Raw genomic sequence first — 13,008 nt, forward strand, 5'->3', positions numbered from 1 at the left:
GGTGGACCTCCGGTCCAGGAGAAGTCGGGGATTACTCGGCGAGCTTCGGGATCGCCGGGACGAGGCCCTCAGGGCCGATGGCCGAGTAGCCGCCGTCGACGGCCCAGTCGGCGCCGGTGACGAAGGACGCCTCGTCGGAGCAGAGGAAGGCCACGACGCGGGCGACCTCCTCGGGGTCACCGACCCGGCCGAGCGGGTGGAAGGGGGCGGCGACGCGGTCGGTCTTGGCCCGGTCACCACCGGTGAGCTGGTCCATCACCTTCGACCAGGTCCAGCCGGGGCTCACGGAATTGACCCGGATGTTGTCGGCCGCCAGGTCCGCCGCCATGTTGCGGGTCAGCTGCACCAGGGCCGCCTTGCTCACCGGGTACAGCCAGCGGCCCGGCTGGGCGACCTTGCTGGAGATGGACGTGAAGTTCACGATGGCCCCGCCGCCCTGCGCGAGCAGGTGCGGGTGGACGGCCTGGGCCATGAGCGCCGCGCTGGCCACGTTCACGTCGAGGGCCTGGATCCACTGCTCACGGGTCGAGGCGAAACCGTCGTCCACATAGCTGCATGCCAGGTTGACCAGGATGTCCAGACGGCCGAAGGACTCGACGGCGCGGGCCACGCAGTCGGCGACCTGGGCGTCGTCGGAGATGTCCGTGTGGACGAAAAGGACGCGGTCTCCCAGTTCCTTTGCCAATTCCAGGCCGCCGTCGTCGTCGATATCCGCGATGACGACATTCGCTCCCGCGGAATGGAATGCGCGTACGACCGCTTTGCCGATAATGGTTGACCCGCCGGTAACAAGCGCGGTCTTGACCGACAATCCGCTCATGCTGTCTCCTGGTCTTTGTCGGGAGTTGCCGAAAAATTAGGCTGGGCGGCCAGGAGCCGCTATCCGCATCCCGCCGCTCCCTGTCCAGATCGCGCTCCCGGCGGTGGAGGTCCTCATGACGACGAGTGCACCGGTCCCGCTCAGCGGGCACGAGCGCTTCCACACGACCGAAGTGGAGGTCGCCCGCGCACAGGTCGGCCGTGCCTTCCGCCCGCACGACCTGCGCGTGGTCGGCCGGACGGCCCGGCTCGACGCGCGGCTGCACGGTGTCACCTTCGGCGACACCGGCCTCTACTACCTGGACTACGGGGCGGACGTGATGATCACGCCCGGCCCGCTGGAGGACTTCTACCTGGTCCAGATGCCGCTCGCCGGGGCCGCCGAGATCACCTGCGGCTCTGAGCACATCGTCTCCACGCCCTCGCTGGCGTCCGTGCCGGCGCCCACGGAGTGCCTGGCGATGCGCTGGCACGAGGGAAACCCCCAGCTGATCCTCTGGATCAAGCGGTCCGCGCTGGAGGACCATCTGGGCAAGCTCCTCGGCCGTCAGCCCAAGATGCCCCTCCGCTTCGACCTCGGCATGGATCTCACGACGCCCGGGGCCCGCTCCTGGCTGGGCATCATCGACATGATGCGGCGCGATACGGACAATGTCGGCGGCATGCTCGGTCAGCCCCTGGTCGTGAAACAGCTCGAATACCTGCTCAGCACGCAGCTCCTGCTCACCCAGCCGCACAACTACAGCTCCGCCCTGCACGGCGAGCAGCCGCGGGTGGCGCCGCCCGCGGTCCGTCGGGCCATGGAGCTCATCGAGTGTCACGCCGCCGAGCCGCTGACCGTGGAGGACGTGGCCGAGGCGGTGGGTGTGAGCGTGCGGGCGCTGCAGGAGGGCTTCCGCCGGCACCTCGGGACGACGCCCGTGTCGTATCTGCGCGAGGTGCGCCTCGACCGGGTGCGGGCCGACCTCAAAGCCGCGGACCCGGGCATGGTGACGGTGACCGACGTCGCGTTTCGCTGGGGGTTCTTCCACCCGGGCAGGTTCGCCATCGCGTACAAGGAGCGGTTCGGGGAGCACCCGTCACAGACCCTGCGCGGGTGATCAGCGAGCGTCGAACTCCGCCCAGCGGACGCATTCCCCCGCCTCCTTGTACGCGCCGCAGTTCGCGGCCAGGAGTGAGACGATCGCGCAGCCCCGTCCGTGCTCGTCCTCGGACAGATCCTGAACATCCTCGGCGGCGGCACCCTGGTCGCGCACCTCGACACGGAGACGGTGTCCGTACGACAGCCTCAGCGCGGCCGGCGGCCGCGCGTGGACGACAGCGTTGGTGACCAGCTCGGAGACGACCAGGACGACCTCGTCGGCCGCCTCGTCGGGCACTGCCCATTCCGTCAGGAGTGAGGTGACGCGGCGGCGGACCAGGCCCACGGCCTGGGGGATGTGCGGCACCGGGCACTCGTACGCGAGGCGCTCGGAGTCCGCGATCGCCGTGTCGGCGGTGAGAACAAGATCTGCGGTCATCTCGATGCACCTCCTGCGGGTCCTGTGCGATTCACGCTAGAGACGCCACGGATTCCCGCTATCCGCCCTGCGCGACGGACTGTCCGGATAGCGCTCCGGCCGTCCGTGGGCGTGGAAAGTGGACAGGCGCCCGCGTTCTGCGGATAGCGAGGAAATTCACGGTCTCCTAATTTCATGGCCACCCGATGTCAGCCACCGTGTGGAGATCCGAATGACCGACCCCATTTCCCTTTCGTCCGAGTGGCTGGTCGAATCCGTCGGCGCTGTCTTCGTCGCCGCCGGCCTCTCGCCGAAGGCGGCCACCACGGTGGCCGAGAGCCTCGTGGAGGCGGATCTCCGCGGTACCCCGTCGCACGGAGTGCTGCTGGTGCCGATGTACATCGAGCGGCTCCGCAAGGGGTCCGTGAGCAGGCACGAGAGCGCCGAGGTCGTTCTCGACGCAGGCGCGATCGCCGTGCTCGACGCCCGGCACGCGCTCGGCCAGCTCACCGGGGACCAGGCGATGGACCTGGCCGTCGAGAAGGCCCGCACCTACGGGCTCGGTGTGGTGACGGTCCGGCACGCGTTCCACTTCGGCGGCGCCTACCGCTATGCGCGCACGGCCGCGACGAGTGGCTGTATCGGCATCGCCGCCGCCAACACCCGGCCTCTCATGCCGGCGCCCGGCGGAGCGGCTGCGGTGGTCGGCAACAACCCGATCGCGGTCGGTGTCCCGACCGGGGACGGCGAGCCGATCCTGCTCGACATGGCTCTGTCCGAGGCGGCCCTCGGCAAGGTCCGGCTCGCCGCCCAGGAGGGCCGCCCGATCCCGCCCACCTGGGCCACCGACCGCGAGGGCACACCGACAACCGACCCTGCGAAGGCCCTGGCCGGCCTGCTCCTGCCCGCGGCCGGACACAAGGGCTACGGCCTCGCTCTCGTCGTGGACGTCCTGAGCGGTGTGCTGTCCGGAGGCTCCTTCGGCAACGCGGTCCGGGGCCTGTACGCCGACACCGCGACCCCCAACGACTGCGCGCACTTCTTCCTCGCGCTGGACGTCGCCGCCTTCGGGGAGAGGGCCGACTTCGAGGACCGCGTGAGCACACTCGCCGGTCAGATCACCGGTTCGGCCAAGGCGCCGGGCACCGAACGGCTGCTGCTCCCGGGCCAGTTGGAGGCCGAGCGCCAGACCGCCGCACGCCGCACGGGGGTCCCGCTCGACGCGAGCGTGCTGCGTGCCCTGCGCGAGACCGCCGCGTCGGTGGGCATCGCCCTGGGCGACCCCTGTTGAGCGGCAGCCCCGACCCACGAGCCCGAGGAGTACCCATGTCCCGTACGGTGGACGCCATCGTCGTCGGATCAGGCGTCAACGGTCTGGTCGCCGCCGCCGAACTGGCCAAGGACGGCTGGTCGGTGGCCCTGGTCGAGCGCAACACACGGCTGGGCGGCTTCATCGCCACCGAGCAGCGCACCCTGCCGGGATACCTGCACGACACCTACTCCTCCTGGCACCCCCTCTTCGTGTCCGGCGCCGCCTACGCCACCCTCGGGGAGGAGCTCCACCGCCACGGCCTGGAGTACCGCAACACCGACGAGTACGTCACCGGGACCCTCACCGACGACGGCCGCACCGTCCTCGCCCACCGCGACGCGCGGATCACGGCACAGGAGTTCGCCCACGCCGAGGACCGGACCGCCTACCTCGCCATGCTGCAGCGGTTCCTCGACAACGCCGACGTGATCGGCGGCTTCATGGGCAGCGAACTGCGCAGGCCCAGCACGTTGAAGCACGCCGTGCGGCTGCTGCGCAGGGAACGCGTCGCCGGCACCGAGACCTGGCTGCGCGACACCCTCACCAGCGCCCGCTCGTACTGCCGCCGCGAGTTCACCGGATGCGAGGCGGACCTGCTGTGGACTCCCTGGCTGCTGCACGCCGGACTGTCCCCGGACCATGCCTCGGGCGGCCTGATGCTGCCGATCATGGCTGCCACGATGCACGGCTTCGGCCTGCCCGTGGTGGCCGGCGGCGCCGGGAACTTCGTCCGGGCCTTCGAGGCACTCCTCACCGAACTCCGAGTGGACATCCGCACCGGCCAGCCGGTGGAACGGCTGCTCGTCAGCGACGGCAGGGTCACCGGCGTCGTCTGCGGCGGCGAGACCATCCGGGCCCGCCACGCCGTCCTTGCCTCCGTGACCCCGACCGCGCTGTACGGCGAGCTCCTGCCCGCCGAAGCCCGGGTCGAGCCTGCCGTGCGCGAGCAGGCCCGACGCTACCGCCCCGGACGCGCCGCGATGCAGATCCACGTCGCCCTCTCCGGACCGCTGACCTGGAACGACAGCCGCCTGGCCGCCGTACCGCTGCTGCACGTCAGCGACGGCTCGCCGAGCACCGCGATCGCCTGCGCGGAGGCCGAGGCCGGCCTGCTGCCCCGCAGGCCCACCGTGGTGGTCGGCCAGCAGCATGTGCTCGACCCGTCGCGGGTGCCGCAGGGCGCGGCGGCGCTGTGGCTTCAGCTCCAGGAGCTGCCGTACGACCCCATGGGCGATGCGGCCGGGGAACTCGACGTCAGCGGCGGCTGGAGCAAGGACCTGACCGACGGCTACGTCCGTCGCGTCCTGGCCCGGGTGGCCCGGCACGCTCCCGACCTGCCCGACAAGGTGCTCACGTGGGACGCCGTGACTCCGGCGGACCTGTCCTCGTACAACCCCAACGCGATGGCCGGCGACCCGTACGCGGGCTCCGCCGAACTCGACCAGAACCTGCTGTGGAGGCCGCTGCCCGGCGCATCCCGCCACGCTACGCCGGTGCCCGGCCTGTGGCACATCGGCGCCGCCACCCATCCCGGACCCGGCCTCGGCGGGGGCTCGGGACACCTCGTGGCCCAGCAGCTCATCCGCAGGAACCGGTACACCCGCGCCCGCCGCCGCTGACCCGACCCGGAACAGCCCCGACTTGCCACGGAACCCGTAGGAGCCCCCTGTCATGAAAGTCCTCTTCGACGCCTCGGGCGAGGTGCTGGTCGTCACCGGCGGCGCCCGTGGCATCGGTGCCGCCCTCGCCCGCGGCTACGCCGCCGCCGGCGGAACCAGCGTGGTCCTCGACGCCTCACCCTCCGACGAACTGGAGGACGTCGAGGGCGTCACGCAGTACCGGACGGACGTCTCCGACCGTGACGCGGTACTGGCCGCGGTACGGCAGGTCGTGGCCGAGCACGGCCGCGTGGACGCGCTGGTCGCCGGAGCCGCCGTGCAACCTCGCACAACCGTCGTCGACACCGACCCGGGGGAGTGGCGGCACACCCTCGCCGTCAACCTCGACGGAGTGGTGTGGAGCTGTCAGGCGGTGCTCCCGCACATGATCGAGCAGCGCTCCGGAGCCATCCTGGTCTTCGCCTCCGGCCTCGCCCACATGGGCCGGGCCGAAGCCTCCGCCTACGCGGCGAGCAAGGGCGCCCTCATCCCCTTCGCCAAGTCCCTGGCCGCCGAGGTCGCCGAGCACCGGATCCGCGTCAACACCGTCTTCCCCGGGGTCATCGACACCCCGCAGTTCCGGGCCGCCAACCCGAGCGGCGGCGAGCGCGAGCACTGGGCGCGCACGACCGGCATCGGCACCCCTGAGGACGTCGTCGGCCCGCTGCTCTTCCTGCTCTCTGAGGCGGCCACGATGACCGGCTCCACCCTGACCCGCGACCGGGCCTTCACCAAGGAGTGAGTACACGATGACCGAACAGCTCACTTCCGAACAGCTCCCGGTCGCCGTCGTCGGCGCCGGGCCGATCGGCCTCATCACCGCCCTCGGCCTCGTCCAGTACGGCGTCCCCGTCGTGGTCTTCGAGGAGGACGACCGCCTGTCGCTCGACACGAAGGCGGGCACGGTCCTCACCCGGACACTCGAGGTCCTGCACCGCTACGGGGCACTGAGCGAGGTGCTCGGCGCCTCCCTGCGCGTCGACGAGATCGGCGAACTCGACCGTGCCACGAACACCCCCACCCTGAGCGTCCGCACCGGGGACCTGACGGAGGACACCCGCTTCCCCTTCGTCGTCAACATCCCCCAGCACCACCTGGAACCCGTACTGCGCACGGCACTGGAGAAGAAGGCACCCGGCGTCCTGCACATGGGCCACCGGCTGACCGGCTTCACGCAGCACGAGGACCACGTGGAGCTGCACCTCGCCACCCCCGGCGGTGAACGTGCCGTCCGCGCCCGCCACCTGCTCGCCTGCGACGGCGGCCGGTCCCAGGTGCGCGAAGACCTCGGCATCACGGTCGAGGGCCGAACGCTCGAAGAGCGCTACATGCTGGTCGACCTCAAGGTGGACCTGGACGTCGACGAGCCCCGGGACTACCCGTACCTGGCCTACTTCGGCGATCCCGAGGAGTGGATGATCCTCGTGCGGCAGCCGCACTGCTGGCGCTTTCTCTACCCGCTGGCAGCCGGCCTCCCCGAACCGGACCGGGACGAACTGGCCGCCAAGGCACGCCGGTTCATCGGCGATGTGAGCAACCTCGAGATCCTCGGCACGAACATCTACACCGTCCACCACCGCGTCGCCGACCGCTGGCGCGACGGCCGCGTCTTCCTCATGGGCGACGCCGCCCACCTGATCACCCCGATGTGGGCACTCGGCCTCAACACCGGTGTGCTGGACGCCTCCAACCTGCCCTGGCGGCTCGCCTGGGTGCACCGGGGCTGGGCCGACGAGTCGCTCCTCGATGCGTACGAGAAGGAACAGGCGCCCGTGGCCGTGCAGGGCAGCGGCGAGATGGCCGAGGCCGCCCGCGCCTACATGGACCGCCGCGGCGGCGCCCTGGAAGCCATGACCGACGGCAACTGGGGCAACGCCTTCACCCGCGCCCTGCTCGGCGTCCGACTGGACGTGGACGGCTCCGGCGACTGGTCGATGGTGAAGACCGGAGACCGTCCCGCTGCGGTGGCCGCGGGCGACCGCGCTCCGGACCTGCCGCTGTTCGGCCCCGACGGCCAGGTGTATCTCCACGACCTGACAGCGGACTCCTTCGTCGCCCTGTACTTCACCGACACCCGCCGCCGCCCCGCGATCCCGGCGCAGAACTCCCCGGCACTGCGTCACTACGCGGTCAGCCGCTGGGACGCCCCACAGGACTCCGGGCTGCGCGACCGGGCGCTGTTCGACCCGGGGGAGCGGGTCCGGCAGCGCTTCGGGGTGGGCGACGACACGCTGGTCCTGCTGCGGCCGGACGGCCATGCGGCGGCGATCGTGCCGTACGACCCGGCCTGCGAAGGCCGGGCGGCCGAACTGTACGAACGGATCACCGGCCGCCCGGTGCCCCGTACCTGACGAACCATCAGAAGACTAGGAGTCCCCATGACGACCGTCACCGCCCCCGACGGCTCCCAGGTCGAGCTGGCCCCTGTGGGCCAGGAGATCGTCTTCGAGAACGACCACGTGCGGGTCTGGGAGATCACCCTGGAACCAGGCGCCAACCAGCCCTGGCACCAGCACCTCAACCCCTACCTCGTCATCGCGCTCGAAGCGGCCGACAACCGCATCGACGCCCTGGCCGGCGGCGAACCCCGGCTGGTCCACGAGCCGTCCGGCGGGGTCGTGTACCGCGAGCCCGGCGAGGTCCACATGCTCACCAACCGCGGCACCACCCGCTACCGCAGCCGACTGGTCGAACTGAAGGACCTCGGCAAGAACGCCACCCAGGAGCACACCCATGACTGAACCCACGCTGGTTTCCGCACCCCCGCGTCCGGAGGCGGTGTCCGCCGAGGAGTGGGCCGAGAACCTCTCGGAGCCCGCCGACTACGGCGGCGAGGGACCCGACCGCTCCCGGGAGCAGAAGGCCGAGGGGCCCGACGGCGAGACGCTGTACCGCTTCCGCGAGATCCTGCTGAACACCCAGGACCTGGAGTGGGTGGACAAGACCCTGGCCGGCCTCACCCACAAGGCGCTGTGGCGCAACGAGGAGACCGGTGCGTCGATCTCCCTCGTGCGCTTCGAGAAGGGCTCCGGCATCCCCTCCCGGCACTCGCACGCCTCCAACCAGTTCATGTTCTGCCTCAAGGGCCGCTACACCTACGTGCCGACCGGCCTGACCCTCACAGAGGGCTCCTTCTACTGGAACCCCAAGGGCAGCCTGCACGGCCCGACCCTGGCCGAGGAGGAGTCGATCCTCCTCGAGGTCTACGACGGTCCGCACTACCCCACCCAGCCCGACTGGTACTCCAGCCCCGACGACGCCCGCTGACCATCCCGAAGGATCATCCATGCCCAAGCAGGAAATCATCTCTCCCGAACTTGCCGTCCCCAACGGCCACTTCGCCCAGGCGACGGTGGCTGAGGCCCGCGGCCGGCTGCTGTTCGTCTCCGGTATGACCGCCCGCGCCAAGGACGGTACCGTGACCGGCGTCGGCGACATCACCGCCCAGACCCACCAGGTCTGCCAGAACCTCCGCGCCGCCGTCGAGGCGGCGGGCGGCACGCTCGACGACATCGCCCGGGTCGACGTCTATGTCCGCAACATGGAGGACTTCGACGCCATCCACGCCGTACGCCGCCAGTACTTCACCGGTGTGGCGCCCGCTTCCACGATGGTCGAAGTCTCGAAGTTCGTGAACAAGGACTACCTGATCGAGATCAACGCCATCGCCGCGATCCAGGACTGAGGGGCGGTCGTCATGAAACTCGCTTCCCTCACCGTCGGCGGCGTCCGCAGGGCCGGGGCCGTGAACGAGGCCGACGCGACCGTCGCCCTGCTGCCCGGTTCCGTCGGCACGGTCGACGACATCGTCCGCGGCGGCCCGGCGGCACTCGACGCGGCCCGCGCGGCGGTCGCCGGAGCCGAGACGCGGCCGCTGTCCGAGGTCCGCCTGGAGTCACCGCTGCACCGCTTCAACCGCGACATCCTGTGCACCGGCTGGAACTACTGGGACCACTTCGAGGAGTCCAAGGGCAAGCGCGAGGGCCAGGACCCCGCCTCCCGTCCCGAGCACCCGACCTTCTTCACCAAAGGGCCGGACACGGTCATCGGGCCGGTGGACGACATCGCCTACGACCCCGCTGTCTCCGCCAAGTGGGACTACGAGGCCGAGATCGCCCTCGTCATCGGCCGTGACGGGCGGTCGATCCCGGAGGAGAAGGCCCTGGAGCACGTCTTCGGTTACCTCGTCGCCAACGACGTCTCCCAGCGCGATCTCCAGCGGGCACACGGGGGCCAGTGGCTCAAGGGCAAGAGCATCGACGCGACCATGCCGCTGGGCCCGTGGCTGACCACCAGCGACGAGATCGACGACCTCGGCGGTCTCCAGGTGCAGTGCGAGCTCAACGGCCAGCTCCTGCAGAACGCCTCCAGTGCCCAGATGGCCTTCTCCATTCCCCGCATCATCGCCGAACTCAGCCATGGCATGACCCTGCGCGCCGGCGACGTCGTCCTCACCGGCACGCCGAGCGGCATCGGCAACGCGCGTGAACCGCAGGTCTTCCTGGGCGACGGGGATGTGGTCGTCACCAGGGTCAGCGGGCTGGGGGAGCTGCGCAACGGGGTGAAGCTCACCCCACTGACGTGACAAGACGATGTGACGAGGAGCCCTGATGATCGACATCGCCGCGGAGTTGAAGGAGTGGTGCGCGGACGGCCGTCCCTTCGCGCTGGCCACCGTCGTCGAGGTCACCGGTAGCGCGCCACGGCCGTCGGGCACCTGCGTCGCGGTCGATGTCTCCGGACGGGTCCTCGGCAGTCTCTCCGGCGGCTGCGTCGAGGGCGCGGTGTACGACCTCGCCCTGGAGGTGCTGGAAACGGGGGTCCCGCAACGGATCTCCTTCGGCTACAGCGACACCGACGCGTTCGCGGTCGGGCTGTCCTGCGGCGGGGTCATCGATGTCGTGGTGCGGCGCGTCACGGACGACCCGTCCCGGGAAGCAGTCCGCTGCGTCCTTGCCGCCCTCGCCGAAGGGCGGGCCGTCGCACTGGCCACCGTCGTGGAAAGCCCCGGAGACGAGCTGGGCTCGGCAAGAGCCCTCACCGCCTCCAGCGCGGTGGGCGACCCACCGTCCCATCCGGACGCGGACCGCCTCGGCCGAGCGCTGCTCGCCCGAGGCGCGGGAGGCACACACCGTTTCGCCGCCGACGGCGGCTGCGACCCCACCGCACCGGGCGAGCTGACCGTCTTCACCGCCGTGTACGCGGCGCCACCGCGCATGTTGGTCTACGGCGCGATCGACTTCGCCGCCGCCGTCGCGAGCATCGGCAACTTCCTCGGCTATCACGTCACCGTCTGCGACGCCCGTGAGGTCTTCGCCACCCGCGAGCGTTTTCCCGACGCCGACGAGGTCGTGGTCGACTGGCCGCACCGCCACCTGCGTTCCCTGGCCGACGCCGGGGCACTGGACGAACGTACCGTCGTCTGCGTCCTCACCCACGACGCCAAGTTCGACGTCCCGCTGCTGGAGTCGGCCCTGCGTCTGCCCCTCGCGTACGTCGGGGCCATGGGGTCCCGCAGGACTCATGCGCAGCGACTGGAAGCCCTGCGCGCCACCGGCCTGACGGACGGCGAACTGCTCCGGCTTCATTCGCCCATCGGTCTGGACATCGGAGCGACCACGCCGGAGGAGACCGCTGTGTCGATCGCGGCCGACATCGTCGCAGCCCGCACCGACGCCCCGGGACGTCCGCTCAAGGCCACCAAGGGCCCGATCCACCGCCGTTTGCGTACGGGGCGCGTCGGCCAGGAGGGGGAGAGGGCTCGGGCCGGCTGAGGGTTGTCCGCGCTGAACGGCGCCGGGATGGAGTTCCCATGCTGGGATCTTGCTCGGACAGCGCGCCTCAGAACCGCGTTTCCGCAGGTAGGAGCGCTGTACCAAGAGCTTCGCAACGGACCTGTCCGCCGTCCACGCTTCGCGAGGACCCGCATCGATGACCGGACCGCTGTAGTCCTGAGCGTCGGCGCCACCGATGAGGCAGACGCACGGGAACTGGTTATGCCGCTGCGCACCTGCCGCCGCCGGGGCGCGGAGCTGCTCGCCGGCCTCGATGTGGCATCGCGTTTCCAGGCCGGAGTGCGGGCGGGGTACCAGGAGATCCGCCGGGTGCGCCGGCTGATCGAGCGGGTCAAAGCCGATCTCGGCGACCTCAACGCCGAGGAACAGGCCCAGATCGGCGAGGCCGTCGCCGTCGTACGCCGCAGCCGAAGCGTGATGCTCGCATGCACCGCATCCGCCAGCCCCTGCCCGACGTCCACACCACAGGGACCGCATGAACACCTCCATGGCCGACGGCCGCCGCGCCGATGGCGAACGACGCCGCCAGCGCGTGAAGAGCGGCGTCCACCGCGCCACCCAGGACGGCATCACGATCAGCGTGAGCGGCATCGCCCGGCAGGTCGGCGTCGACCGCACCTTCCTCTACCGCCACCGTGACCTGCTGGCCCTCATCCACGCCGCCGAACTCCAGCCGTCCGCATCGGACCCTGCTGCCGGCCTCCCGGTCAGCCTGGCCTCGCTGCAGGCCGGCCTTGCCAACGCGCAGGCCCGCATCACCCGGCTCGTCACCCGGACCCGGCGGCTGGAGCGCCGGCTCTCCGAGTTGATGGGCGAGCAGACGTGGCGGGAGCCAGGACTCGGTGCCCCGCCGACCAAGAAGAGCTTCAGGGTCGTATCTCCGGACTGGAGCAGGCGAACACCGAACTGTCGGCGCGCCTGGAAGGGAGGGATGCGGAGTTGGAGGCTGCCCGCGCCGCCAACCGCGAATGACCCGGGCCCTGCATCACAAAGGAGTCGCGGACCGAATAGACAGGGTTGCCGCGGCGGCGCGCGTCTCCCCGACGGGGCTCTGCGGCCCCTGCGCACCTGGCCGCGGCCCACCCCGACGACGAGGACACCGAAAAGTGACCACACCACGGGCAGTCTGAACAGGTCTCGCGGTGGTCGGCCGCGGCTGGAGGGGCCCGTGCGGCCAGTCAGGATCTGACCCGCGCCCTGAACCAGTCGGGGGCCGACCGGCTGCAGTCCACTGTTGCACCGGTACGAGTGCGTGCAGGCAGGTGGGGTGGGCCGGTGATCAGGTGGCAGCTGTGGCTGCCTCGCCTTCACCACCATCGAACACCATTGGGCGGCCGAGGAGCAGCGCCTGGCGGGCCTTTCGGCCGCCGAGCGGATCGAGCACTTGGCCGCGTGGGGCGCGGACTGGTCGCACGAGGAGGACGAAGTCGTCGCCGCCCTCCTCCTGCACCTCCTCACCGAAGCGAAACCAGCGCCGGAAGACCTCGCCGTCGTCCACCACACCCTCGACGCATGGCACCGCGAACTCGGCCAATCGGCGGAAGCCGCAGGCATCCCCGACCCCGGGGCAGCCGCCGACCTGATCTACCTCGTCTCCCGCGGCGCCATGCTCAGCTCCCTGGAACACCTCGGGACCTGGACCGCCGAACGCCTCACCACGGCAGCCGGCAACCTCAACCGGCTACTTCGCCCCGGCTCGACCGCCCCTGTCCAGCCGACCCGGCAGACCAGGGCCGACGCCTGAGGCGGGCCGCGAGGCATCGTGCCGAGAGAAGACGGGCAACCCAGCGGCCTGCCCTCAGCTCCCCGATGCGCCGCCAGGCGACATCCATCTGTGCGGAATGATCGTCGCGTTGCTGGGGCATCGTCACCAACCACGGTCGGGCGATTCCCGACGCCGGAGCAGGTGTCCTCTCGTGTTGGCG

14 protein-coding genes are annotated in these 13,008 nt (G+C 70.7%); 12 read left to right on the forward strand and 2 right to left on the reverse strand.

The window, feature by feature from the left end:
- Positions 1-31: 31 nt before the first annotated feature.
- Positions 32-820 carry an SDR family oxidoreductase gene (locus tag ACP4J3_RS11295; RefSeq protein ID WP_426533038.1) on the reverse strand — a complete coding sequence of 263 codons (789 nt, stop codon included), beginning with the start codon at positions 818-820 and terminating at the stop codon, positions 32-34.
- 115 nt (positions 821-935) lie between these two features.
- Between ACP4J3_RS11295 and ACP4J3_RS11300 the strand changes: the two genes are divergently transcribed.
- Entirely contained in the window at positions 936-1,919 is a 984-nt protein-coding gene (locus ACP4J3_RS11300; RefSeq protein ID WP_426533040.1) for an AraC family transcriptional regulator, read from the forward strand.
- On the opposite strand, the gene ACP4J3_RS11305 is transcribed toward ACP4J3_RS11300, so the two are convergent.
- The gene (locus ACP4J3_RS11305) at positions 1,920-2,339 is read right to left on the reverse strand and encodes an ATP-binding protein (protein WP_426533042.1); all 420 of its coding nucleotides are present in this window, start codon (positions 2,337-2,339) and stop codon (positions 1,920-1,922) included.
- A gap of 211 nt (positions 2,340-2,550) precedes the next feature.
- Here ACP4J3_RS11305 and ACP4J3_RS11310 point away from each other — a divergent pair, with 211 nt between their 5' ends.
- From ACP4J3_RS11310 to ACP4J3_RS11360, 11 genes are all read left to right on the forward strand, one after another.
- Complete coding sequence (locus ACP4J3_RS11310) at positions 2,551-3,609, forward strand: Ldh family oxidoreductase (protein WP_426533044.1); 1,059 nt, start codon at positions 2,551-2,553, stop codon at positions 3,607-3,609.
- A gap of 35 nt (positions 3,610-3,644) precedes the next feature.
- Positions 3,645-5,249, forward strand: a complete 1,605-nt coding sequence (locus ACP4J3_RS11315; RefSeq protein ID WP_426533046.1) for a phytoene desaturase family protein — start codon at positions 3,645-3,647, stop codon at positions 5,247-5,249.
- Between the two features lie 52 nt (positions 5,250-5,301).
- On the forward strand, positions 5,302-6,030 hold the full coding sequence (locus ACP4J3_RS11320; protein WP_426533048.1) for an SDR family NAD(P)-dependent oxidoreductase: 729 nt from the start codon (positions 5,302-5,304) through the stop codon (positions 6,028-6,030).
- Positions 6,031-6,037: 7 nt separating this feature from the next.
- Entirely contained in the window at positions 6,038-7,639 is a 1,602-nt protein-coding gene (locus tag ACP4J3_RS11325; RefSeq protein ID WP_426533050.1) for an FAD-dependent monooxygenase, read from the forward strand.
- Positions 7,640-7,666: 27 nt separating this feature from the next.
- A complete protein-coding gene (locus tag ACP4J3_RS11330) occupies positions 7,667-8,029 on the forward strand; it encodes a hypothetical protein (protein ID WP_426533052.1) in 363 nt (120 codons plus the stop codon).
- Complete coding sequence (locus ACP4J3_RS11335; RefSeq protein ID WP_426533054.1) at positions 8,022-8,555, forward strand: cupin domain-containing protein; 534 nt, start codon at positions 8,022-8,024, stop codon at positions 8,553-8,555. The genes ACP4J3_RS11330 and ACP4J3_RS11335 overlap by 8 nt, the downstream gene beginning before the upstream one ends.
- A gap of 19 nt (positions 8,556-8,574) precedes the next feature.
- Positions 8,575-8,973, forward strand: coding sequence for a RidA family protein (locus ACP4J3_RS11340; protein ID WP_426533056.1), 399 nt, complete (start codon positions 8,575-8,577; stop codon positions 8,971-8,973).
- A gap of 12 nt (positions 8,974-8,985) precedes the next feature.
- Positions 8,986-9,873 (forward strand): fumarylacetoacetate hydrolase family protein, encoded by an 888-nt coding sequence (locus ACP4J3_RS11345; protein ID WP_426533058.1) that lies wholly within the window; start codon positions 8,986-8,988, stop codon positions 9,871-9,873.
- A gap of 25 nt (positions 9,874-9,898) precedes the next feature.
- On the forward strand, positions 9,899-11,062 hold the full coding sequence (locus ACP4J3_RS11350) for an XdhC family protein (protein ID WP_426533060.1): 1,164 nt from the start codon (positions 9,899-9,901) through the stop codon (positions 11,060-11,062).
- Positions 11,063-11,558: 496 nt separating this feature from the next.
- Entirely contained in the window at positions 11,559-12,272 is a 714-nt protein-coding gene (locus ACP4J3_RS11355; RefSeq protein WP_426533062.1) for a hypothetical protein, read from the forward strand.
- A gap of 195 nt (positions 12,273-12,467) precedes the next feature.
- The gene (locus ACP4J3_RS11360; protein WP_426533064.1) at positions 12,468-12,827 is read left to right on the forward strand and encodes a hypothetical protein; all 360 of its coding nucleotides are present in this window, start codon (positions 12,468-12,470) and stop codon (positions 12,825-12,827) included.
- The last annotated feature ends 181 nt before the right edge of the window (positions 12,828-13,008 follow it).

Origin of the sequence: Streptomyces sp. UG1, assembly GCF_049974585.1 — a bacterium.
Classification (GTDB): domain Bacteria; phylum Actinomycetota; class Actinomycetes; order Streptomycetales; family Streptomycetaceae; genus Streptomyces.